The organism is Neiella marina, assembly GCF_002165625.1.
Classification (GTDB): domain Bacteria; phylum Pseudomonadota; class Gammaproteobacteria; order Enterobacterales; family Neiellaceae; genus Neiella; species Neiella marina.
Genome location: NZ_NGNS01000035.1, coordinates 1 through 24,079, shown reverse-complemented (window position 1 = coordinate 24,079; position 24,079 = coordinate 1). Strand labels below are relative to the sequence as shown.

The following is a 24,079-nucleotide window of genomic DNA, read 5'->3' as shown; positions in this document are numbered from 1 at the left end:
GGGGTGTTTATCTGTTTGTTTTTTGGCGAAAGTAATTAGATCAAATCGCCTCATGCGTGTCTATCTTATTGAAAGGAATCAATATTATGAGGGGATTCCTTAGAACGCGGCGTTAGCTGACAGGAATCCCTGCATTTAGTCATATTGATATTCATCAGTTCTTAAAGGATATAAGTTGAAAATAAAAAAAATACAGCTCAATAATGTAAAGTCATTTGATAGCGTGATCGAATGTCAATTTGATGAAAATACTCCCGTGTACAGTATCTCTGGTAGAAACGGAGCGGGTAAATCTACGATTCTTAAGTCAGCATACTTAATACAAAAAGCTTATTTTTGTATTCTTTTAGGTTCTCAGTTTTGGGAAAAGTTTGAAGCCGAAGCTAGCCGCTTTCTAAACTCATCAAATTCATACATAAATTTAACAATGTTTGAGGGTGATGAGGAAGTTACTCTAACTTTATTTATTGATAAGAAAAAAATCACATTAGATTGTAATAATGATGATTTTATAAAGAGATATTGGAATTTAAAGTCACCAGAAAATTTGATTTTATATATCGATGCAAGTAAAGGGTTTTCAGAAGAAACTCTACAATTTAATGAATTAAATATTGCTGATAACAGTAAAATAGATCTTGCTATTGAAGCTGTACTTAGACCAGAACAACTGTTTTCTGGGATATACCGGCAGTTAGTTAAAGACCATGTCCATGGTCGACTAATTCCGAGCAAACCTGATAGGCTTCTTTATTTTCGAGTTGCCTCTAGGATGTTCACATCTTTAATTCCTAATGTAGAACTAAAGAACTTTAGTGGTAAACACAAAGAAGGAGAGTTTGTTCTTTTAGGGAAAGCAAATATAGATAGACGAAAACCATTATATGATGTTCGCGAGTTTAGTTCTGGTGAAAAGGCACTATTAAGTACTTTATCATTTCTGTGTATCTCTAAATCAGTTTGTGCCTTATTTATAGATGAGCCAGAAAACCACTTTCACGAAAATTTGTTATTGGAGTTTATAAGCCTACTTTATGCACTTTGTGAAAATGGAGGGTTGCTAGGTTGGGCAACTAGGGAAAACGAAAGCGGTGGGGGATTAAACCTAAAAGAGGAATGGCTAGAAAAAGAGTACAAAGATCACCAGTTAAATCAGGTCATTTTATCAACCCATTCCAAAACTCTTATATATAAAATTTTTACGATGGGTAAAAATTTTATCGTTAGCGATGAAGTTAAAGAGATAAATTATGATGATGCAGAAAATGACCTTAGAGAATTAGGCCTGAGCTCAATACATAGTAAGGTATTGTTAGTCGAAGGAACAGGAGACCATGAATCTCTTGAATATATATTAAAAGGTAAAAACATTAATATTAAGCCTTTAGGTGGAAGCAAGGAGGTTATCGAAACCTTTAAAAAACTTGCAGCACTTAAAGAGCACATTAGAGACATGCAATTTGTTTTTCTAGTGGATTCAGATAATAAACCTAATGAGTATTTCGTAAAAATAAGAGATTTAGATGTTAACTTTTATGATGAATCCTTCATTAAGTTGTCAAAGCACGAGTTTGAAAATTACTTATTGGATGAGGAAGTATTTAGTAATGTAGTTAATCACTATGTAAGTTATTCTGGTGAGGAAGATAAGCAAGTTACGACTCAAGATATTAAATTAAAGTTTAAAGAGTTTGCTAATAGCTCTCTACCACAAGTCTACAAAAAAGAAACTTCTTTAGTACTAAACCATAAAATTGAAAGTTTCTTTGCAAATAAGCTTTGGGGAAACAGGTCTTTTAACTGGGAAAATAAAGATAATATAGTGACGCAGATTAATGATAGTGTTTTGGATATTGCTAGCATTCAATCTTTAGCCTCTGATTTAAAAGAATCGATTACTTCTGTGTTCGATGCCTATGAAGTAGAAAATGAGAATACTCTTATAGATCGTTGTGATGGTAAGCAAGTTTTTGGTAAGGCTTCTGCTTATTTTTCAAGGCACTCCGGTATTGATAATAAAGTGTTTAAGAAAGCAATATACCGTAATGCTTTTATGTTAGAGGATAGCCAGTTGACCATACTAGTAAAAGATATCTTAAGGCGGTTCGCTTAAAGTCAGCTAACAAGGCAATGAAGTCGGATTCGTTACAGTTTGCTCGGTTTCGCTTCGCTTCACATTTTAGCAAACTATTACTCACCGCTTATTGCGGCGTTGAGCTTAAGAGAGCATGAGTAATTCTGACTTAAAACTCCTGAAGGTACCGCTAAGAATCTTTTGTCTCTTACTTCTTTTGTTCCGGTTACACGTGACATATGAAAGCTTTGTAGCTGAAGAGCTATCCATACGCGGGCGTTTAATAATGCGTTCTCAAGAGCCAATCATGTACTGGTTTTGGATTGCATCTGAATGTGTATTTGCGTTGTTTCTTGCGTACTTGTTTATCAAGCCACCAATTAGTAAAAATTGGCCCAATTAGTAGAGTTATGAGCATGAAATTACTTTTACTCATATTTTCAGCTTTATTGCTAAATGTTTGCGGAGCCGGAGAGCAAATGCCACAGAGTATTGTGATAGAGGTGTCCGATAAGGATGTGATCGTAGATGGTGATATTGTCTCTGATCTAAGCTCTTTCTTTTCTGCAAAAGAAAACTGCCCTGAGTCGATAGTCATAATGGTTGATAAAAATGTCGAACATAAAAATGTTGTAGCCGTCATGGACGTTGTTAAGAGAGCCAACTGTGCAAAAATCAGCATTGCGTCAATTTAAAGCCAGCTCATATAACAAGTTGCTCAACGAAAACGCCAGCCAAAAACGCTGGCTCGGACTCGCTAGCGCTCTCCCCTTATTAAAAGCGTTATGCCACCACATAAACTCGGAGAACCTATGACAAGAGCCAACCACCTAGAACGCATCTGGAAAAAACTCGGAATAGTTATTCTCTTTATTCTGGTCGTAATGTCAGTAGTAATGAATTACGCGGGCGACGCTAGAATATTAAGTATGATGTTTATCGCAGGGAACCTCGGTGGCTACTGCGCAATCCACCGAAGTTTGTTTGATTACTCAGATGATGATTTAGCTCAGTTATCTCAGTCATGGTTCGCTTTAATACTACCTCCTTTAATTGGAGGGATTCTATCAATGGTTTTATACGTCATTTTCATTTCGGGGATAATTTCAGGTGAGTTGTTTCCCACTATAGTTAAAGATGAAGACATACCTAATAGCTTTGATGCAATATTTTCTCAACATGCAGAAGGTCCCTCTGACTATGCAAAATTGATATTTTGGGGCTTTGTCGCTGGGTTTAATGAGAAGTATGTTACTAATATCATCGACTCTATCAAGACAAAGGCATAACAAGCGCGAGTTGTCGGACTGTGTAGTTGACCCGCTTTGTACCATAGTGATATCGCAGTTGAGCTATCAAGATCGTCTCATCTTGATAGTTGTGAACGATACGGTGCTCATCGTTGATGAGTCTGGATCAGTAACCAGAAAGTCCATGTTTGATAAGTCCAGGCTTACCGATACCATTATAGGGAGTGACCTTTCCCCCACGCCCTTCCCAAAAGATCGACACTTCAAATCAGGGAGCTTTGATGTCTGGGTGCATAGCAGAGTTCATTGATGCCTTATAAATTGTTCATAACACTACTTATCTCATTCAGTCTTTCAGGTTGTGCAGAGAGAAGCATAAGCATCACTGACAGCAAGGGAGATGTCGTAGGTGGCTATATTGCTGGTTATGACTGGCACTTTTACGGCCTTCAAGATTCTATTGATTACATGCTTTATAAATGTGCTGAAGATTCAATAGCTAAAGGCTATAAAATATCGGATGAAAGGCTTCTGGTCCTAGACTTCACATTGCCACCACCACCTGAAGGTAAGTCATGGAATAGAAAACTGGCAATGCATCATTTTCATGAAGGCAATATTAGCGAAACAAAATTGGGATACATCCTAGCCGATATAGAATACCAATACGTTCTGGTGATTCAGTCAGCAGAAGAGGATTTGGCTACCGGTAAAGTGACTCAAGCTGAATTCGATGAAATTACTAAAGCTGCCAAGCTTCAATGGCTTGGCGAATAAATCACCTTTCAAAACCATCAAAACCGCTCTGCTGGACGCAGCGAAAGCTCCTTTTATGGGCGGTACAAGTAGTTCTGCTTCAGAGTGCCTATTAATAAACACATCAAAACGCCTGCTAACAGCGCTGATTAATTTGTCATCAAATGTATAAAAATGTATCAATGTGCATTAGCTACTTTTATCCCTAACGCAATGAATTAAAATAAAATTATTAACATCAAAAAGGGATTTTTATGATGACTAAGAGATTGGAATATAGATGGCTGCTAGCTCTTATTACGACAGCACTGATCGGTTGTGCAGCCAAGCCTGTTGGTGACAAATTTTCATCAAGTATTGCGCCGCCAGCGGCTGACGAAGCACAGATTATCATCTACAACAACAGGGCGTTCGGTTATGGCTATTCATGGTTAATCGCCGATGGTCAAGATGAAATAGCAATCCTCTCTAGTTACTCCTACCTAAATTATCTCGCTGCGCCCGGGCAAGTCCGGCTATCAGCTGACTTAAGAGTTACCCCGCTCTATACGCCCACCAGCTACTTTGACCTAGGAACATCGATAGCCAAAGCGGCTCATGCACATGAGATAAATACTGAAATTTTGTTTGAAGAGCTGGCGACTTTATCGGTGCAAGCAGGCAAGACTCACTACTACCGCCTAGAGATGCAATACGGTGGTCAGTTCAGGCCAAAGCCCTATCTGGTTGAAGTACCTGAAGCGGTTGCCAGCACCGAACTCACTGACACCCGTGCGGCTTTGCTAGAACACTAGCTACCGCGACTTCTGGATTGCACCCGGCAGCAACCTATTGAGGGCTCGACAACGGGTACATGACATAGTCACGATAGCCGGTCACGACGCGAATGTAGCCAGATAACTGCTGATCGAGTTCACTATCGCCGGTATCGGCAATCAAAGGCCGACCTTGTAACGATTGCAACTTGGATTTAGTCGCCACCACAATAATGTTATCGATGCCAATTAATCGGATCAGTTGTGGCGATAATTGCTGATTGCCGCGGCCAAAAATATGGCCTTGGCCGCCGATTACGGTGACCACTAATTTGCAGAGCTGGTCGTTACCCAGAGCTGTTTGCGCATGCTTAATCAATTCGGCTGCGGTCTGATCGGCCGCTACTAACTCCTGCTCGGCAACAACATCAACGCCCAGCAGCGTGTTGTCCAGCTGCAACAACTCCATCACTGCTGCAACCGTAGAGCCTGAGCCGACAATGGCGCGGCTGTCGTCAATTAAGTCGACCACTTCCGCAGCAATATCAGCAAGCACCAGCTCATCTGATTCCTTACCGCCGGATTTAACACTTTGCACATAACGGAGATCATCTGGAATGGTCATTTCTCCATAGCGCTTGGCTCTCACCACACCGTCTCGAAAGGCAGACTCGTCAATATCCATGACGTTTGCCTCAACCAAACTGAGTAGCTCGCCGTTGACCATATGTTCGACCATACGGCCTGCGGCAATAGGAGTAACCGCGTACACTCCGCTATGAATTTTGCAGCCTGCTGGGATCCCCAGTACTGGGGTGCTGTCACTGACATAAGCGCAAATATCGCGAGCGGTACCATCGCCACCAGCAAACAGCAGCAGATCAATGGGTTGCTGCTGACCATAGTCGTTGAGTGCCATGATAAAACCATGAGTATCGCTGGCCACACTCGGCTGCTGTGGCTGAAATATAACGTTTGCGTCAAACCCCATTGCTACTAAACAATCGTGCCCCATGGCACCGGCTGGGCAGATGAACTCAATTGCTTTTGCATAAGGTTGGAGTAGCTTAAGGGCCTGACTAACACGCTTTTCTGCCAGCGGCACAGCGCCTTTGGCCAGTGCTTGCTTCACCGTATCTTCGCCATCACTGCCTTTGAGGGCAACACTGCCACCGATACCAGCAAATGGATTTAGTATAAAGCCAATGGTCAGCTTAGCGCTCATACATTCCTCGGTAGTTAAAGTCTGCAATCGATAACTCTGCCGTTTGATAAGCCTGTTGCAGTGCCTTGATCCACTGCTGCGCTCGGGGAGGAAAGCCATCTTGCAAGTAGTCTCGCAACTGATCATAAACCTGATGCTGAAAGCCTAATCGGTCAGGCTCGACGCCATTGAGGTTATCCGTGCTGACCCGAAAATCGCGTCCGGATGCTGCCATGAATGCCCACTCGATGGCTTGCGGTTTAACTTCAACCTTTTCAAATTCGGCTTGCTCGATTGCATCCCGACCATCGGGACAGTACCAGTAACCATAATCTTCAAGCTTGCGGCGCTCTTCTCCGGCTAAGCACCAGTGCGCCAACTCATGCATGGCACTGGCAAAATAGCCATTGGCGAAAATCACTTGCGCGGGAGTCGCCGCTGTTGCGGGCAAATAAAGCGGCTCGCCGTCGCCCTTGACTAAAATCGTATTCAAGGCATGAAAAGTCTGGTTGAATAGCGCAATTAAAGGTGCGGTTTGTTCTGTGTCGGTTACTGGCAACAATCTATCCTCTGGGCGAATACCTAAACTGCCCTGCGAGGACGTATTCTATGTTGTCTGCAGCTTCAGCCTCAACTAGCAACTTTTAATTTGCTTCCAGTTTGATACAAGGACTTTGTTATGACGACTACCGTCGCATTTCTCGGCCTCGGCGTCATGGGCTTCCCCATGGCAGGTCACCTCTCCAAACACTTTAACGTCAATGTTTACAACCGAACCACCAGCAAAGCGCAAAAATGGGCTGAAACCTACTCAGGTAAGGCATTTGAAAACCCACGAGATGCGGTAGCCGATGCCGACTTCGTTTGTGTATGTATTGGCAGAGACCAAGACGTCATCGAAATGATGGAAGCACAAAGCGTTGCTTCAGTAATGAAACCTGGCACCATCGTCATCGATCACACCACCACGTCTGCCCTGTTAGCCGAACGCATGTCTGCATTGGCCGAGCAGTATGGTATCGACTATTTAGATGCCCCCGTATCGGGCGGGCAAGCTGGCGCAGAAAATGGTTGCTTGACGACTATGGTCGGAGGCAATAGTTCGGCCTATGACAAGGCGCTACCTGTGATGCAAGCTTACTCGCAAAAAGTTGCCCATATGGGGCCATCAGGCGCCGGCCAGCGGACCAAAATGGTTAACCAAATTTGTATCGCAGGCTTACTACAAGGTTTATCTGAAGCAATGCAATTTGCTCAACAAGCCGATTTAGATGGCGACAAGGTGCTTGAGGTCATTAGCAAAGGCGCAGCGCAAAGCTGGCAAATGGAAAACCGCGGCCACACCATGCTCAAAGGCGAATATGACTTTGGCTTTGCCATTGATTGGATGCGCAAAGACTTGGGCTACGCCATTGACGAGGGCAAGCGCAACCACAGTTTGTTGCCAGTCACCGCGTTAGTTGATCAATTCTATGCCGAAGTCCAGGCCATGGGTGGGGGGCGTTGGGATACCTCAGCGCTAATGACTCGTTTGGTCAAACACAACACCTAACCGAATAGCCACTCCCTCGCTAAATATTTACCCTCAATTGGCGCTTTGATCACAGTCACTGCGCCAACCAACCTGCATGTTGCAATCCCTCTTTACCAGTTCGTTGACAACAAATGACATTGAGAAAACTTCTCATTCAATTGACCTAGAACAAAAAACAAGATCCAGCTCACACTAGAATCACAAATAAATAACAAGTATTATCATTTGCAATTAATTATCATTCGCATTCTTATTAAGCTTACTTAAGCAAGGAACCGTGTCGTATGTCGTTTAACTTGTCGCCAGTTTCCAAGGCAATTATTACTAGCCTTTCTATCTCTATGATTGCACCAGCATTGGTTCAAGCTGCAGAGTCACCATCAGCCGATGAATCCGTTGAAGTCATTGAGGTTCGCTCGATTCGTCACAAGCTTGAACAAGCGGGCCGGCTGAAAGACGTGATTCAAAAAACAGAAGTGCTCGATCAGGTGATGATCGAAAACAAGAATGCCCTATCGCTCTCTGACGCCATCAACAATGAGCCTGGCGTCAATGTCTCTAATGAATGTTCCATGTGTGGCGTGAAGCGTGTCATGCTAAACGGCATGAAAGGTGAGCACACCACGATTCTGGTGGATGACTTGCCAACCCATACGTTGATCTCTGGTTTCTATGCCGTCGATGCCATCGCAACAACAGGTATTGATCGAATCGAAGTTGCCCGCGGCGCTGGCGCCTCACTTATTGCGCCTGAGGCAATCGGCGGCACAGTCAATGTTGTCACTAAGCAAGCGTATGAAAATACCGCACAGTTTGACGTATCAAAAGGCTCCCATGGCTACACAGCTTACAAAGCCAGTGCCACGGGTATTTCCACCAATGGCACGACAGGCCTGACGTTAATCGCCCAATATGACACTCAGGATCAGGAAGATCACGACGACAACTACGTGTCAGAAGCACCATTCCACGAAAACATGTCACTGACCGCTCTAGTCAGTCACGACGTCAATGACAGCAACAATGTTCAAATTCGGGTATCTCAAGTTGAATCGGAGATCTTTGGTGGCCCGGTACTTGGTGATGTCGCTGACTCCATCGGCCAGGTTCTAGCTGGCTATGATGGCATTCCCTCAGAGCAATTGTTTGTCGATGACGATGTTCGCAAAGAGTGGATCGGCAAGCCATGGGAAACCGCAGAGTGGATTGATACCTCACGCGAAGAAGCTTACCTCAAATGGCTGACGGATATTAACGGCGAGCTAGCATCAGAATTTGCCGTGAGCTATGCCAAACATGATCAAGATTCGTTTTACGAAGGTATCGACTATATCGCCGAAGACACCATGTGGTATGGCCGCGCTAAGTTTGACTGGCAGTTCAGCAACAGCCACTTTTTCACTTTCGGTGTCGATAGTCGAATGGAAGAAATGCGCTCCAAAACCGAAGCGTTAGAGAGCGTTGAAGCCTATGTGTCGGACTCATTTGATTACGACACCTATGGCATTTTTGTGCAAGACACTTGGACCCCATTGGATAACTTAGAAGTAGCATTGGCATTGCGTTTAGATAAGGTCGAAGCTGACTTTATCGACGACAAAAAGCCGGGCACAGAGATTGATGAAACCTTCATTGCTCCGCGCCTCGACATGCGCTACGACCATACCGAGCAGTGGACATCTCGCTTTTCTTTGGGCCGTGGTTACCGCGCACCGTTGTCGTTCTTCGAAACCGATCACGGCATTCTCGATACCGAACTGGGTTATCTGATTGATGTCGATAAACTCGAAGAGTCGTTGTCAGCCAACTATGCCCTGAGCTTCGATAACCAGCGCTTAGCTGCCACTTTGTCTATCGCCTACTCCAATGTTGAGAACTTGGCGGCATTAGAGGAAACCGAAGATGGCGTGCCAATTCTGACTCAGTTAGAAGACGATGCCTCTGTTGCGACCTTTGATTTGGTTGTTGGCTACAACATCACTGATAACTTGTTGGTCAATGCATCATTTGAGCACTTTGATCACGATGACGAGTTCAAGTCATCCTATGCCATTGCCCCCGTTGAGGATCGTGCCTCGCTGGATATTGAATGGACAACTGAATACGTCCATGTGTTCTGGTCAACCGTTTGGTTTGGTAGCCGTGATTTAACAGAGTATGGCTATGAGGGCTACAACATCCTTGGTGATGCTAGTTCGATCAAACCAACAGACGCACCAGCATACTCGGTTAGTGATGTTCGTTTTAAGGTCCCTCTGAATCAATGGCTTGGTAACGATGCCAGTCTTTATGCCGGTGTTTCAAACGTCTTTGAATACACCCAAATTGAAGAAGACGAAACGCCACTATTTTGGGATGCTGATGGTGGTTTCGATGTTGGCTACATCTACGGCCCTCTCCATGGGCGTGAGTTCTATGCTGGCTTTGAAATCAAGCTTTAAAAACCTAGCAGCAAGCCTGCTACTGGCCGTGGTCTGGGCTCCTGCCCAGGCCGATAACGTGGTCAACCAGCCGCTCGACGATTTGCGTCGCGCGGCTTCGGCACCATTGGCGCCGAACACTGCGGTGGCATCTATTGCCATGGTTTTTCAACCTGACTGTGCTTGGTGTAAAAAACAAGGCAAAACAATGCGGCAAATTTTGAATCAGTGCGGCGCCGAGTTGAATATTGCCATCATTGGCTATAAGGCCAGTTACCGACAGTTGCGCCGAGAACTCAAGCACTTCGATCAATCGCTACCTGCACTTGAAGCCGATCGACGATTTCTTGCTGCTGTTGAAGGTGTTGCGGCAACGCCAACCACGCTGTTTTTTGATCAGAATGGCGAACTGCTGCTAAAACAGCGTGGCTACATTCAGCCAGCGCAACTGTTTGACGCAGCTGACGCATTGACGCAAACAGGTTGCGCACGAATGGTGCCTGCGGTTTGATTCAATGTATTGTATTTGTTCTGCTCAAGGTACAGCAGCCAACAAGCATTACTACTCGGTGACGCTCTAGTCCCTCCATGGAGCGCTCTACACCCGACATCCATGTCGGCTGAAGCACCTCGCAGCAATCCTTGCTAACTGCTATCGGATTTCGGTGAGCTTCTGTGGCAAGCGGGATAAACACTTCCACAACAAGCTTCTGCTGCAGGACGCAGCAGTAGAGCCATCAGGGATGATTTCTCGGCGTCTTGTTGGGGAAGTGTTTATTCTGCTTCTCGCTCTGAAATCAACAAGCATTACTACTCGGTGATGTTCCCTTCGCCAAGCGATATCGAGGCCAAGTCAACGTTCAGACGCCGTTAATACATACTTGTAGGCTCGGCGCTGGCTTCCATGCCAGCGACGCTTCACTCTAGCCTTGACCTCGTTATCGCAGTCAATACATAGCCTTCTGAGTAGGAAGTGTTAACTCTGCTAAATGCCCCCGCCTGCTCTGGCGGTGAGTCCTTGATTGCTGACTCACCGCCCTTGCCCTAAAGGTCATTAATAGGAAGCGCTGTCACTCCGCCATTGACGATGAACTGATCGTCAAGCGAAATACCACTATCGCCAATGCCGCGATCCCCGCGCATACTAAATAAGATTCCATCGCGCCAGCGCCTTGTTGCCACAGCGGCGCGACGACCGCAGGCCCTGCCACACTGCCCGCACCAAAGCCGGTGCCGCTATACAAAGCTTGAGCCTTGCTGTGGTGCTCACTGGCAATATTGCGGTGAAGCCAGCGCATTGAGCAGGCATGGATGACACCAAAACTAGCGGCGTGTAACAGCAAAGAACCGATCAATATCGGCCAGACATCAGGCCAGCCGGCCATCAGCAGCCAGCGAATGCAAGTAAGTACTAACGCCAGTTGGAACAAAGTCAGCAAACGGAAACGGCTGAACAATGTGCCGATTTTCCAAAACAAGACGATTTCAGCAACGACACCAAGAGCGACCAGCCAACCGGCAGCAAATTCGCTGTAGCCTAGATCGACCATGTGGAGAATGAAAAAGCTGTAGTATGCGCCGTGACTGGTTTGAATGAGAAAGCTACATGTCACTAAACCGACGAGCGCCAGTGACCAAAATGGCGCATCACTGTTGGCCTCTTGATGTTGTTGCTGTTGCTTCGCTGTTGGTTGCGCCACCAAGCACAAATTGGCCATTAGCAGCACCGACAAAAACACCCCAATGGCAACAAATGCATTGGCCCCATAGTCGGCAATGGCGACGCCAGCTAGCGTTGAAATCACGATAAAACCCAAGCTACCGGCACTTCGAACTTTGCCGTACATACCCGGGATCACTGCCAACTTGCGCAAGGTGATCACTTCGACCTGCGGCAACACCGCAGTCCAAAACAAGTTGAAGCCAGCTAACGCGATGAGTCGGCCAATTCGGCTTTCCAACCAAAACAAACTAACCAAACACAGCAAGGCGCAAAGGCTACCGAAGCGAGCCACGAGGATGTGTCGACCGGTTTTATCGGCGATAGCAGACCATAGACTGGGGCCAATGATCCGCATGGTGGCGATCATTGCCAGTAATTCGCCAATGCTTTGCGAGTCGTACCCGAGCCGATCAAGGTAGACGCTCAGGTACGGCACCATCAGACCAACGATGGCAAAGAAGGTAAAGTAGGCGCCGCTTAGAATGGATATATCCGAGCGGCGCACGTCAGACTGGGACGTTAACACTGCCCAGGAATCGGTGGGATTGGTGCGCTAACACCTGCATTTTGGCCGCGGTGACGAAGTAGTTGGTCCATCAGGGTGATAGCTACCATGGCTTCGGCAATTGGCACCGCACGAATACCAACACATGGATCGTGGCGGCCTTTGGTGATCACTTCAGCCGATTCACCACTGTTGGTAATGGTTTCACCCGGCACCGTAATACTGGACGTTGGCTTCAAGGCGATTCGGGCAACAATATCTTGGCCTGATGAAATTCCCCCTAGCACACCGCCAGCGTGGTTACTGGTAAAGCCGTTTGGTGTCAGTGTATCGCGATGCTCGGAGCCTTTTTGGGTCACCGAGTCAAAGCCATCACCAAACGCCACACCTTTGACCGCATTAATGCTCATCAGCGAGTGAGCCAGTTCCGCATCGAGGCGATCGAACACCGGTTCGCCCAGCCCAACCGGCACTTGCGAAGCCAACACAGTCACTTCGGCGCCAACCGAGTCTCCGGCTTTTTTCAAATCACGCATGTAGGCGTCAAGGGCTTCTAATTTACTGGCATCGGGGCAGAAAAATGCGTTGTTGTGAACCTCATTGAGGTCAACCGTTTCCGCTCGAATAGGCCCCAGTTGCGACAGGTAACCATTGATTTCAACACCATGAACCTGCTTCAGGTACTTTTTAGCAACAGCACCTGCCGCCACCCGCATGGCAGTTTCACGAGCCGATGAACGGCCACCACCACGGTAGTCACGGAACCCGTACTTTTGATCGTAGGTGTAATCGGCATGACCAGGGCGATACAGATCTTTGATGTTAGAGTAATCTTTGGAACGTTGGTCACCGTTATAGATGACCATGCCAATAGCGGTGCCAGTGGTTTTGCCTTCAAACACCCCAGATAAGATTTTTACTTCATCATCTTCACGACGCTGAGTGGTATAGCGAGATGTGCCGGGCTTGCGTCGGTCGAGATCAATTTGCAAATCGGCCTCAGAGATTTCAAGTCCCGGGGGACATCCATCAACAATACAACCAAGCGCAGTACCATGGCTTTCGCCAAAGGTGGTGACGGTAAAGAGCTTACCTATGGTGTTTCCTGACATAGTGCTGTTACATCCGTTTTCTAATTCAATGGAGCAGCGAAAACTGCTCACGGGTTGAGCGATTATGCAAACGCAGCGCTGTGGGTCAACAGTGCATTGCGGTCAATGGCAAAAATACCGTGACCGCCGTTTTGCAATTCAAGCCAGACAAAGGGCACATCGGGGAACGCTCTGGCCATATGAACCTGAGAATTGCCGACTTCACAGATCAGCAAGCCATTGTCTGATAACTGGTTTGGTGCCTCGCGCAGCATTCGACGCACCAAATCTAAACCATCGTCACCTGCCGCCAACGCCAACTCGGGTTCATGTTGGAACTCATCGGGCAAGTCACTCATGTCTTCGGCATCTACATACGGCGGGTTGCTGACGATCAGATCGTATTTGACCCCGGCAATGCCATCAAAACAATCCGATAGCAGTGGGTAGACGCGATCCGTTAGGCCATGCTCTTCAATGTTGATTTCAGCAACTGCGAGGGCATCGGCAGAGATATCTACCGCATCAACTTCCGCTTCCGGAAAAGCATATGCCAGGGCGATAGCAATACAGCCACTGCCGGTGCACAAATCCAAAATCCGCTGCGGTCGCTCAAGCAACCATGGTGCAAATTCCTGCTCAATCAGCTCCGCCACTGGTGAGCGTGGGATCAGCACACGCTCATCGACATAAAACGGCAAGCCAGCAAACCAGGCTTTGTTGGTCAAATATGGCAGCGGCGTTCGTTGTTGAATGCGAGCCATGATTAAGTCGACGATGCGCTGGCGCTCGGAGCGAGTTAACCGCGCGGTTAGTACTTCATTGCCAATATCGCCAGGCAAATGCAGGCTATGGGTTATCAGAGCGACGGCTTCATCCCACGCATTGTCGGTGCCGTGACCAAGAAATATCTTGGCATCGTTAAAGCGGCTCATGGCCCAGCGCAGCAAATCTTGAATCGTGACGAGCTCATTGACTGCCTCGTCGACAAAAATTTTATCCATTTTTTAACCCTTGGTGTCTGTCAAGCTCACAGGTAACATAGCGCCAACCGATAATTCAAACCGCACAACAGTGCCGCGTGGAGCAGCGATGACCCAGCCTAGTGATGACGATGAGCTCGAATTTCGCCAGCTAATGGCTGACGTCAAACAATTGCGGCAGGATACCATATCCCCCACGCCGCAGCGCACTAAAAAGCGTAGCGACCGAACCGTGCAACAACAAAAGCATGCACAACGAGAAGCTGACTTTTTTTTCTCGGATACCTTCGAAGCCCATTTTGCCGACACTGACAAAATCAGTTGGCTCAGTGACGATGCCCCAGCGGATGCTGCTCGACGCTTGAAAAGAGGCCAGCTACAACCGGATTTAATGCTCGATTTACACGGTATGACTCAGGCTGAAGCAAAGATAGAGTTAGCGGCTTTAATGACTGCAGCTCGACGTCAGCGGGTTCAGTGCGTGAGCGTCATGACTGGGCTAGGAACTGGCGTATTGAAAAATCGTCTGCCCCATTGGCTAGTGCAACATCCTGATGTGCAAGCGTTTTGTCAGGCACCGAAAAGCTGGGGCGGTCGCTCCGCCCTGCTGGTACTACTGACTGTCGATGAAGCGATCTGATGACTGCCTAGCGGCATTCGTGGGGCGCTTTAATCCACTTTAAGTGACCAAGTTGGTTGTCTGTATTTAACTCAATACAAGCCACTCCAGACGTACAAAAGATTGGCGCATGGCGACCACTGTCCAACGCCTCAACCAAAAACGAAACCAGCGGCATGTGGCTAACAACCAGCACTGCATTCACTGCTTTGGCGTTGGCCAATTCCCACAAGTAACTCGCCGCGGCATCTGCAGAAGCGCTGGGAATCAAATAATCATGGGTTTCTTCCACCGCATGACCAAATTTCCAACTCGTTTTGAGCGCAGCCAAGGATTGTTCCGCTCGGACATAAGAACTAGTAAGCGCATAGTCGATGTTACTCTGAATGGTCGATAACCAACGGCCGACCTGTGCGCATTCTGACGCACCAACAGGAGTGAGTTGTCGCTCCCGGTCACGCCCAGCCAAGCTTTCTGCTTCGCCGTGGCGCATTATATATACCAGCATCTGTCCGCCTAAACTTGCTGCATTGTAATTAACGACGCGAATTGTACTCGATGACTACCGGAACACAAACTTTGTCATCTTGGTTTATCACTTAGATCAAAAGTAGCTGATAGAACATCACTAATGAATAGACTATTAGTCTTAGATTCGCTATCGACTAGATGTCCAGATCACATCTTGGCCTTGATCCCGGTCAACTTGTGGCAGGCTTGGAAACTGAGTCTAGTATTAGGATAAATTTACACTTTGACGCTTGTTTTTGTTCCAATTTATTGGTTAGTTAAACAGATAACGACGATCTTGATTGGCAACAATAGAAAATGCGCTTGCGACGGCCCCCGTCAACAACTTTTTGAACACGCTGTTCGTGCTTACCTTTTTCGTTGCAAGCCGCAAGCTTTAAGACACCATTGCTATGTCAATGCAGTCTCGGCTGATAGCCGTTGTCAATAGTAAATAATACAGAGATAAATAGTGCTGAAGAGTCCTCAGGACCATCGACAATATCAACCCCTGACCTTACCCAATGGTCTTCGGGTACTGCTAGTTGCGGATCACAAAAGTGAACAAGCGGCGGCGGCGATGACAGTTAACGTCGGCCAGTTTGACGACCCCGACGACCGCCCTGGCATGGCTCACTTCCTTGAGCATATGCTGTTTCTTGGTACCGAGGGCTACCCCGTTGCCGGTGAGTATGGTGAATTCATTCAGCGTCACGGCGGTAACCACAATGCTTGGACCGGTACCGAGCAAACCGGCTTCTTTTTTGATTGCCGACCAGAAGCCTATGAGCAGGCGTTAGACCGATTCAGCCAATTCTTTACATGCCCAACGTTTAATTCCGAATGCGTCGACAAAGAGCGTCAAGCCATCGAATCTGAGTATCAGATGAAGGTCAATGACGACACCCGGCGGATTTATCAGGTTCACAAGGAAACAGTAAACCCGGAGCACCCTTTCAGTCGATTTTCGGTCGGTAATTTATCAACCTTACACAATGAGGCCGACTCGCTGCGCGACGAAGTCATGGCATTTTATCGTCAGCAGTATGATGCTCGTCGAATGACTTTGGTATTGTTAGCACCACAGTCATTGGAGCAACTGGAGCAATGGGCTCGCCAGCTGTTTACCTCAGTTCAAAGCGGCAACGCGAAGGACAGACCGGTATTGGCTCCGCTCTATTTGCCTGAAAACCTGGGGATACAGATTGATGTCGTACCTATTCGTAACATGCGAAGGGTACTGCTGACTTTTCCGATGCCCGAATCGGCCCGCTGCTATTTAACCAAACCCATTGCTTTGCTGAGCCATTTGATTGGTTACGAAGGCCCCAATTCCCTCTATGCCGACTTAAAGCACCAAGGCCTAATTAACACCCTGAGTGCCGGCGGAGGCATTCGCGGCAGCAACTACCATGACTTCAACATCTCGTTGAATTTAACAGAAAAAGGCTGGGACAATCAGGACCATATCGTCCGCGCAATTTTCGACTTGGTGGAGCTCATCAAGCTCCAAGGTATTGAGGAGTGGCGCTACCAAGAGAAACAAAACCTGATGCAGCAAGCATTCGAGTTTTCAGAACAACCGGGCGCCCTCGATACCGTCAGTCACCTCGCTCAAAACATGCATAAGTACCCGGCGGAACATTATGTATTCGGCGACTATGCAATGACCGACTTTGAGCCGGAGATCATCCAACAGGCGCTCAACGCCATATCGCCGGCTAACATGCGGCTAACCCGAGTACATCCAGACAACGACAGTGAGCAGGTCGCCGACTGGTATCACACCCCTTATCGAGTTCGGCCGTTTAATGCGGATCAACGAAAGCTGTGGCTGCAGCCAGCGATGGTCGACGTCGAATGGCAACTTCCGCCTAATAATCCATTTATTCAGACCAAACTCAAACCGAGGCGGCAGGACCGGGAAAAATCGCAACCTAAGCTGTTGGTTAAATTAGACGGCTTGAAAATGTGGCACGGCCAATCGAAGCGATTCCATCAACCCAAAGGCCATCTATACATTGCTTCTGACAGCCCAATGGTCGATGCCGAACCTCGACATCGCGCTTGGACCAAGCTTTACGTCGATATGCTCTATGATGAGCTCAGTGAAATTACTTACCAAGCCGAGATTGCCGGTATTGGCTATGAACTGTTTGCCCATTCTACTGGCGTTTCACTGCACCTTGGCGGCTTCACCGGTCGGCAATCGTTTCTATTAGAGCTTATCTTCGAACGTTTTAGGCAGCCAGAGCTATCCGAACAGCGATTCGAAGAGATCCGTTATCAACTGCTAAGAAACATTAAAAACCAAGCTAATTCAGGACCATTGAACCGGCTATTTGCGGCACTCTCTAATCTGATTCAACCGGCGAGCTTAACTCCTGATTTGATGGCGCAACACATTGCCGACACTGAATATGAAGACATTGTTGAATTTGCCGTTCAGTGGCGCAAAAAAATTGCCCTAGAGATTCTGGCATACGGCGATTATACCGAATGGGAGGCGCGCTCACTGGCAGGCCAGATGGCAAGTCGGGTATTTCAGGAAGGCGAACCCTACGACATTCCAGAAAAGCAAATCATCTCGCTTGAAGGCATGGGTCAAGTTGATTACCAGATTGACAATCAACATCAAGACTCAGCTGTCGTGGTCTATTACCAAAGTGCCTTTGCAACCCCTTATCGAATGGCCTTGTTTGCTCTCACCAACCAGTTGATGTCGGCAACCTTTTTTAACGAACTGAGAACCAGACAACAGCTCGGTTACAGCGTTGGCACCGGCTATATGCCCTTGTCCTCTTTTCCCGGGTTACTGTTCTACGTGCAATCCAACGTCGCTTCGCCGTCAACCATTCTCGCTGTTATTGATGATTTCATTCAACAATTCCCACTGGTTCTGTTGGAGCTTTCAGAGCAATCGTGGCAGCAAACCAAAGCATCATTAATGGCTCAGATCATGGATAAAGATGGCTCGTTGCAAGAAAAGAGCAAACGCTTCTGGGTTAGCATTAGCAATGGTGACATTGAGTTTAACCAACGCGAGCGAATTCTCGCCGAGCTACAGCGTATTGAACGCACTGATGTATTGAAGTTTATCGTAGAGCAACTGAAAGCCAGTGGTAGCGATCGCTTGGTGCTCCACGCACTCGGGCAATCACATCGTCATCTCGAACAACAAGAAGAGTCTGTTCAGTTCGAGTCAATCGACGAGTTTCAAACCAATGCGAAGAAATTGCGCGTCACACGCCCAACTTAGTTGGCTTGATTAACCATACATTTGTTAATGACTAATTCTTCAGCTTAGATTGCTCAGAACACCCTAAATTCGCTGCAATCCCCCCACAAATCACACTTTGCTTTGACATCATTCCGACCATTCCGTATAAAAATGGTTTCAACCATCTGGGATGAAGGTGCTGCTGCTATTTTGGCAGACAGTTAAGTGTGACGGCTGTGCGACAACTAACTCAGCGAACAACTATAAGCAATCGCTGGAATGACAATTCGATTTTGTGGCTCGCAGCAGCATTGGTCATGCTCTGGGCTTCGGCGTTGCCAACTTTCGCCGATGAAGTGATCCATTATCAAAAGCTTTCTTTATCAGAGCAGCGTGAGCAATCTGATGTTCTTGATATCGCCGAAGACGCCGATGGTTACCTTTGGCTTGGCACTTTTCAAGGTCTAATCCGTTACGATGGCACCGCCACAACACGTTATACCCACCATCGCGAGCAAGCCGGTAGTTTAAGCAACAACTTTGTTCGCGCCATCCATAAAGACTCCGCTGATCGGCTTTGGATTGGCACTCAAAACGGCTTGAACCAATATAGCCCCAATAGCGATAGCTTCAATCATTACCTAGAACAAAAGGTGATTTGGGGCATTTTCGAATCGCCCAATGGCACGCTTACCGTATCGACCAATGACAACTTGTATCAGTGGCATGCAACAGAACGGCAGTTTAAGCCGCTATTGCCAGAGGGAACCTCTGCCATTGAGCTGAAATCCTTGCACTTTGTGGACCAGCAACGAGCCATTGCCGCGAGCTATGAAAACGGCATTTTCGATATTGATTTGGCGTCCCTTACCGTTACGCCTCATCGTGCCAACGAAGAGCTTACCGCTGCTCGCATTCAGCTTTATCAAATCACTGAAATAGAGAATGAGCTCTGGTTTGCCTCTTCGGCAGGCATTTATGTGGCAGAGACTTCAACCACAGAATTACGTAAACACTCATCCGATAAACTGGCTTCACAATCGATACGCAGCGTCTTTAAAGCCGCCAATGGCAACATCTGGGTGGGTACTGAAAAAGGGCTATTGATTAGCCGAGACCAAGCCAATTTCATCAACGTTAAGCAGTTTTACAACGGTGAGTCGACCGTTGACAGTGCCTTTGTCTATCTCATTAAAGAAGATGTCTACGGCAATGTATGGTTTGGTGGTCGTGGCTTGTTTGGCGTACACCATGCGTCGGCGGATATGTTTCGCCAATATCAAATTGCTGACGACCATTCGACTAACCTAAATATCCAAGCGGTTACCGTGTCCGAACATAGCGTATGGATGATTAGCGACACCGGCTTGTTGATGCATTGGGACCCATTAACCAAACAAGTGGTGGAGCGCATTGCTCTTGAAAGCAATCGTTCCATTGCCAACCATTACCGCATTAAATACGACACCATTCGGCAGCAAGTCTGGATTGGTTCAGATACCGGGCTATACAGTTATTCGCCGGCCAATCAGCAACTTAAACACCACCCTATTTTGGTTGCAGAACAACCACTATCACGAGAATTTGATTTTAAACTCGATGGTGATGGCCACATTTGGATTGCCAGTAAGCACCATGGCCTGTTGCGGTACTCTCCGAATACATCAGCGTTGAAGCAATTCCAAACTCCACAGAATATTGACGGCAATTTCAATACGCTAGAGTTCCACCATGGAGAAATTCTCATTGGGAGCGAAACTGGGCTACTAGTTTTTTCTCCTGAGCAACAATCTTTTTCACAAATCGATTTAGATGATGGCGATAGTCGCTGGATTACCAAGATTATTGCGACTGAAAGTAGTATTTGGGTTGGTTCATTGTTACATGGCGCATATCGGCTAACACCGACTTTCGAGCTGGAACAAAATTTCAATACCGAGGATGGCCTTGTTGACAATGGCATTTGCGATATCATCGTCGATCGCAAGGCAGGTACTTGGGTCATTACCAATTTCGGAATTAGCAATATTGCTGATAAAGGATCTGTAGCGAGATCGTTTCAATCGAACAATGGTCTGCATAATGCGGAGTTCAATCACAAGGCTAGCTCTTTTTCTGAATCAGGTTTGATTTATGCGGGAGGCTTAGACGGTATTGTCGTTTTTGACGGTAGCGAAGTGGTTGAAACAAACTACAGCGGCCAAGTTCAGCTTACCCAGCTGCGGGTATTCAACCAAATTGTAAAAGCAAATGATGAGCACAAGCGCTTGTCGGCCAATATACAGGCCTTGCCAACCGTCAATTTAATCCACGGGGATTCACCATTTACTCTAGAGTTCTCGCTGCCCTATCCTGCCCATGCGAACAACTTTAAGTATGCTTATCGATTGCTGGGGCTCGAGGACAACTGGCTCATTTCAGACGAAAGTAAACCAAGAGCAACCTACACCAACCTGTCACCGGGGCAATTTGACTTTGAAGTGAAAGCCCTAAGTAAGGATGGCCTGTGGGAAAGTGAGCCGACCCGCTTAACAATCAATATGGCGCCACCGTTATGGCGGACACCACCAGCATACCTCGGCTACGCCATTGTCCTGATTATTATCATGATGTTGTTGGCTAAGCAGCGCCAGGCTCGCCAAGAACAACAACAGAAAGTTATTAAAAGTGAAGAACGGTTAAAACTATCGCTGTGGGGCAGCGGTGATGAGCTGTGGGATTGGCATATACAAACCGGCAAAATCTATCGTTCAAATATATGGGGCTTGCTGGAGTTTCCCCATGATGGTCGCCGCAGCCCGCAAAAGGGTCAACAGAGTAATATTCACCCCCGCGATTTGAAGCGTGTTCAGCAAGCGCTAAACAATCATTTTGATGGTAACACTAGCTTTTACGAGGCGACTTATCGGGTTAGAAACAAAAGCGCCGAATGGATATGGATCCTTGATCGCGGCAAAATCGTTGAGCGCGATGTCGAAAATGCGCCGCTGCGCATGACCGGTACCATCAAAGACATCAGCAAGCTAAAACAAGCTGAAGAGCGATTAACCCTGTTCGCCCGCTCTGTTGCAAACATTTCCGATGGTGTGTTTATTTTGAGCCGCCGGTTCCGAATCGTAGAAATCAATGAAGCCTTCAGCAGCATCACTGGCTTTGGCAAGTCGCAAGTGCTCAATCGCTCACTGCGATTCCGTAGTTACCCAGATGCGTTTTCTGAGCAAGTTAAAATGCGCTTGGCCAAACAAGGTCGTTGGGTTGGTGAACTTGAGGAACTCAGAGCCGATGGCCAGCAGTTTTTCTTAGAGCTGACTATTGACCCAATTCACAGTGAGGAAGGTGACATTTCTCACTTCGTCGGAGTTTTCTCTGACATCACCCGAAGAAAGCAAACCGAACAAGAGCTCCACCGCCTGAGTGTTGAAGACACCTTGACCAAATTACCTAATCGCTCTTGGTTCCAGGCAGAACATCACAAGTTGGTTGAAAAGAGAACTCGCCATGCATTAATGGTTCTCGATCTTGATAACTTTAAGAAAATCAATGATTCGCTCGGTCACGTCGCCGGTGATGAATTACTCCGTCAGGTGTCAATCCGGTTAAATCACTGCACCCGTCAGCAAGACACATTATTCCGCCTTGGTGGTGATGAATATGCCGTGTTGATGGAAAACACTACCGACGTAAATACCATCACACGAGCAGCTAAAAGCTTGCAAAAGTCACTTGAGGCGCCGTTTTCCATCGCATCCAGAGAGTTGGTGGTTACTTGCTCTGTTGGCATCGTACTCTATCCATTAGATGGCGAAACCTCAGAAGAGCTGCTGAGAAATGCCGATACGGCGATGTATCATGCCAAGAGCCAAGGTAGCAATCGTTATGTGTTCTTCTCATCGCAGATGAACCAGAGCGCGATGCATCAATTACACCTTGAATCTTTGCTGCGACAAGCCATTCGCGACGACAGTTTCCAGCTGCACTATCAACCTAAATTCTCGTCAGTAACCGGCGAGCTTGATGGCATGGAAGCACTAATCCGATTGCATCATCCAGAGCACGGTCCAATCTCACCCGGTGAGTTTATTCCTCTGGCTGAAGAAAATGGCTTGATCATTGAAATTGGCGACATCGTTCTTCGCAAAGCTTGTTTCGCAGCGGAAAGCTGGCGCCGCCAGGGATTGATGAGAGGCCGCATCGCCGTCAATGTATCGGCACGACAGTTTAGCTCGCCAAGTTTGCCGGATCGGATCAAACGCGCCCTAGACCTAACGGGATTACCGGCACATTACTTGGAGTTAGAACTGACCGAGGGCGCATTAATTGCTGACCCTGAAGGCGCAATAGAAGTCATGAAGGTCATGCAAGAAATTGGCGTTCATATCTCGCTTGACGATTTCGGCACCGGGTACTCTTCGCTGGCTTATCTTCAGCGCTTCCCGATTGATACGCTAAAGATTGACCAAACCTTTATTCGCAATTTAACCACTTCTCAGAGTGGCCGTAATATGGTCGCATCGATTGTGTCGCTGGCTCACAACCTTGATCTATCAGTAGTTGCAGAAGGTGTAGAGACCGAAGAAGAGCGAGACATTCTGACCGAAATGAATTGCGAATTACTCCAAGGCTACCTGATGAGTCGTCCGCTCAATGAAACCGACTTTTCGGCATTCCTGCATATCCAGCAACATCAGCATGAACTGTCGCCTCAGCAGTACCCGGCACAACGTGATTTCCAAGCGGAATAATCTTGCCGTCAATAAATTGTCAGGCTCTAAAAATAAATCATTTTTCCACGCCAAAAACACCATAAAATCATTTAAAAACAAAAACATATAAAACATGGCATTTCTTTAGCTTTGTGTCCTGTGCTTTTGAGCATATTTCACAACATAAAATTAAAGGAAGTGCATCATGTTAACTAGTCTGTTTCTTGCAATGTCAATGACTACTGCAGTGCCAGCAACTGCGGATCTAGAACGAATTCCGGTCCGTTTTGAGCCTGCAACTGAAATGCGTATTCCTGTGCGCTTTGAACAAACTTCTGAAGCTCGGATTCCAGTGCGATTCGAGGCAGCGTCAGAGCAACGAATTCCTGTTCGCTTTGAACCTTTAGAAGAAAAACGTATTCCTGTTCGTTTCTAACTGGGAGTGGTCACTATGATTAACCAATTGATAAGCTGGATCACTGGTAAACCTAAGGTAATCAAAGTGCAATTGCCGGAAGGATTTGATCAGCTGGAAGTTATTCAGGCCAATCGCTGGTGGGCATAATGTCGCAACCAGCTCGCAATTAAAAAGGCAGGTTAATTAACCTGCCTTTTTTTTATATTTTGTCCCGTCCTGAAATAGGTTTACACGTTGGAGACCTATGATGGAAAAGCGAATTGCTTCAAAAAGAAAGCGCACTCAGCGCGACTATACATTGGGCTTTAAATTAG

General features: G+C 46.9%; 19 protein-coding genes. 12 read left to right on the top strand and 7 right to left on the bottom strand.

The features are described 5' to 3' along the window. Positions 1-175: 175 nt before the first annotated feature. The 3 genes from CBE68_RS18145 (at position 176) to CBE68_RS18135 (ending at position 3,363) form a co-directional block, all read left to right on the top strand. Positions 176-2,113 carry an AAA family ATPase gene (locus CBE68_RS18145; RefSeq protein WP_087507637.1) on the top strand — a complete coding sequence of 646 codons (1,938 nt, stop codon included), beginning with the start codon at positions 176-178 and terminating at the stop codon, positions 2,111-2,113. Between the two features lie 377 nt (positions 2,114-2,490). Next, entirely contained in the window at positions 2,491-2,769 is a 279-nt protein-coding gene (locus CBE68_RS18140; RefSeq protein ID WP_158100670.1) for an ExbD/TolR family protein, read from the top strand. Between the two features lie 117 nt (positions 2,770-2,886). After that, complete coding sequence (locus tag CBE68_RS18135) at positions 2,887-3,363, top strand: hypothetical protein (protein WP_087507635.1); 477 nt, start codon at positions 2,887-2,889, stop codon at positions 3,361-3,363. On the opposite strand, the gene CBE68_RS18975 is transcribed toward CBE68_RS18135, so the two are convergent. Next, positions 3,347-3,481: a type II toxin-antitoxin system RelE/ParE family toxin gene (locus CBE68_RS18975; protein WP_268234498.1), complete on the bottom strand. Its 135-nt coding sequence runs from the start codon at positions 3,479-3,481 to the stop codon at positions 3,347-3,349. The genes CBE68_RS18135 and CBE68_RS18975 overlap by 17 nt on opposite strands. 152 nt (positions 3,482-3,633) lie before the next feature. Between CBE68_RS18975 and CBE68_RS18125 the strand changes: the two genes are divergently transcribed. Both CBE68_RS18125 and CBE68_RS18120 read left to right on the top strand, forming a co-directional pair. Next, on the top strand, positions 3,634-4,101 hold the full coding sequence (locus CBE68_RS18125) for a hypothetical protein (protein ID WP_087507634.1): 468 nt from the start codon (positions 3,634-3,636) through the stop codon (positions 4,099-4,101). A 233-nt stretch (positions 4,102-4,334) separates the two neighbouring features. After that, on the top strand, positions 4,335-4,874 hold the full coding sequence (locus tag CBE68_RS18120; RefSeq protein ID WP_087507633.1) for a hypothetical protein: 540 nt from the start codon (positions 4,335-4,337) through the stop codon (positions 4,872-4,874). Between the two features lie 34 nt (positions 4,875-4,908). Here the strand turns inward: CBE68_RS18120 and CBE68_RS18115 are convergent, their stop codons facing one another. Both CBE68_RS18115 and CBE68_RS18110 read right to left on the bottom strand, forming a co-directional pair. Then, the gene (locus tag CBE68_RS18115) at positions 4,909-6,060 is read right to left on the bottom strand and encodes an ATP-NAD kinase family protein (RefSeq protein WP_087507632.1); all 1,152 of its coding nucleotides are present in this window, start codon (positions 6,058-6,060) and stop codon (positions 4,909-4,911) included. Continuing rightward, positions 6,050-6,598 carry an elongation factor P hydroxylase gene (locus CBE68_RS18110; RefSeq protein ID WP_229744812.1) on the bottom strand — a complete coding sequence of 183 codons (549 nt, stop codon included), beginning with the start codon at positions 6,596-6,598 and terminating at the stop codon, positions 6,050-6,052. Before CBE68_RS18110 ends, CBE68_RS18115 begins: the two co-directional genes overlap by 11 nt. Before the next feature lie 120 nt (positions 6,599-6,718). On the opposite strand from CBE68_RS18110, the gene CBE68_RS18105 reads away from it, so the two are divergent. From CBE68_RS18105 to CBE68_RS18095, 3 genes are all read left to right on the top strand, one after another. Further along, positions 6,719-7,591: an NAD(P)-dependent oxidoreductase gene (locus CBE68_RS18105; RefSeq protein ID WP_087507630.1), complete on the top strand. Its 873-nt coding sequence runs from the start codon at positions 6,719-6,721 to the stop codon at positions 7,589-7,591. 266 nt (positions 7,592-7,857) lie between these two features. Beyond that, a complete protein-coding gene (locus CBE68_RS18100) occupies positions 7,858-10,014 on the top strand; it encodes a TonB-dependent receptor plug domain-containing protein (RefSeq protein ID WP_229744811.1) in 2,157 nt (718 codons plus the stop codon). Next, positions 9,989-10,504 (top strand): thioredoxin fold domain-containing protein, encoded by a 516-nt coding sequence (locus CBE68_RS18095; protein ID WP_087507628.1) that lies wholly within the window; start codon positions 9,989-9,991, stop codon positions 10,502-10,504. Before CBE68_RS18100 ends, CBE68_RS18095 begins: the two co-directional genes overlap by 26 nt. Before the next feature lie 559 nt (positions 10,505-11,063). On the opposite strand, the gene CBE68_RS18090 is transcribed toward CBE68_RS18095, so the two are convergent. From CBE68_RS18090 to prmB, 3 genes are all read right to left on the bottom strand, one after another. Beyond that, a complete protein-coding gene (locus CBE68_RS18090; protein ID WP_143824625.1) occupies positions 11,064-12,242 on the bottom strand; it encodes an MFS transporter in 1,179 nt (392 codons plus the stop codon). After that, entirely contained in the window at positions 12,236-13,333 is a 1,098-nt protein-coding gene (aroC, locus tag CBE68_RS18085; protein ID WP_087507626.1) for a chorismate synthase, read from the bottom strand. Before aroC ends, CBE68_RS18090 begins: the two co-directional genes overlap by 7 nt. A 62-nt stretch (positions 13,334-13,395) precedes the next feature. Continuing rightward, a complete protein-coding gene (gene prmB / locus CBE68_RS18080) occupies positions 13,396-14,316 on the bottom strand; it encodes a 50S ribosomal protein L3 N(5)-glutamine methyltransferase (RefSeq protein ID WP_087507625.1) in 921 nt (306 codons plus the stop codon). An 88-nt stretch (positions 14,317-14,404) separates the two neighbouring features. On the opposite strand from prmB, the gene smrB reads away from it, so the two are divergent. Next, positions 14,405-14,935: an endonuclease SmrB gene (smrB, locus tag CBE68_RS18075; protein ID WP_087507638.1), complete on the top strand. Its 531-nt coding sequence runs from the start codon at positions 14,405-14,407 to the stop codon at positions 14,933-14,935. A gap of 7 nt (positions 14,936-14,942) precedes the next feature. On the opposite strand, the gene sixA is transcribed toward smrB, so the two are convergent. Continuing rightward, positions 14,943-15,422 (bottom strand): phosphohistidine phosphatase SixA, encoded by a 480-nt coding sequence (gene sixA, locus CBE68_RS18070; RefSeq protein ID WP_087507624.1) that lies wholly within the window; start codon positions 15,420-15,422, stop codon positions 14,943-14,945. A 474-nt stretch (positions 15,423-15,896) separates the two neighbouring features. On the opposite strand from sixA, the gene CBE68_RS18065 reads away from it, so the two are divergent. The 3 genes from CBE68_RS18065 (at position 15,897) to CBE68_RS18055 (ending at position 23,783) form a co-directional block, all read left to right on the top strand. Then, positions 15,897-18,683 (top strand): insulinase family protein, encoded by a 2,787-nt coding sequence (locus tag CBE68_RS18065; RefSeq protein ID WP_087507623.1) that lies wholly within the window; start codon positions 15,897-15,899, stop codon positions 18,681-18,683. A gap of 278 nt (positions 18,684-18,961) precedes the next feature. Further along, on the top strand, positions 18,962-23,386 hold the full coding sequence (locus CBE68_RS18060; protein ID WP_143824624.1) for an EAL domain-containing protein: 4,425 nt from the start codon (positions 18,962-18,964) through the stop codon (positions 23,384-23,386). 166 nt (positions 23,387-23,552) lie between these two features. Continuing rightward, positions 23,553-23,783, top strand: coding sequence for a hypothetical protein (locus tag CBE68_RS18055; protein ID WP_143824623.1), 231 nt, complete (start codon positions 23,553-23,555; stop codon positions 23,781-23,783). Positions 23,784-24,079: the final 296 nt, after the last annotated feature.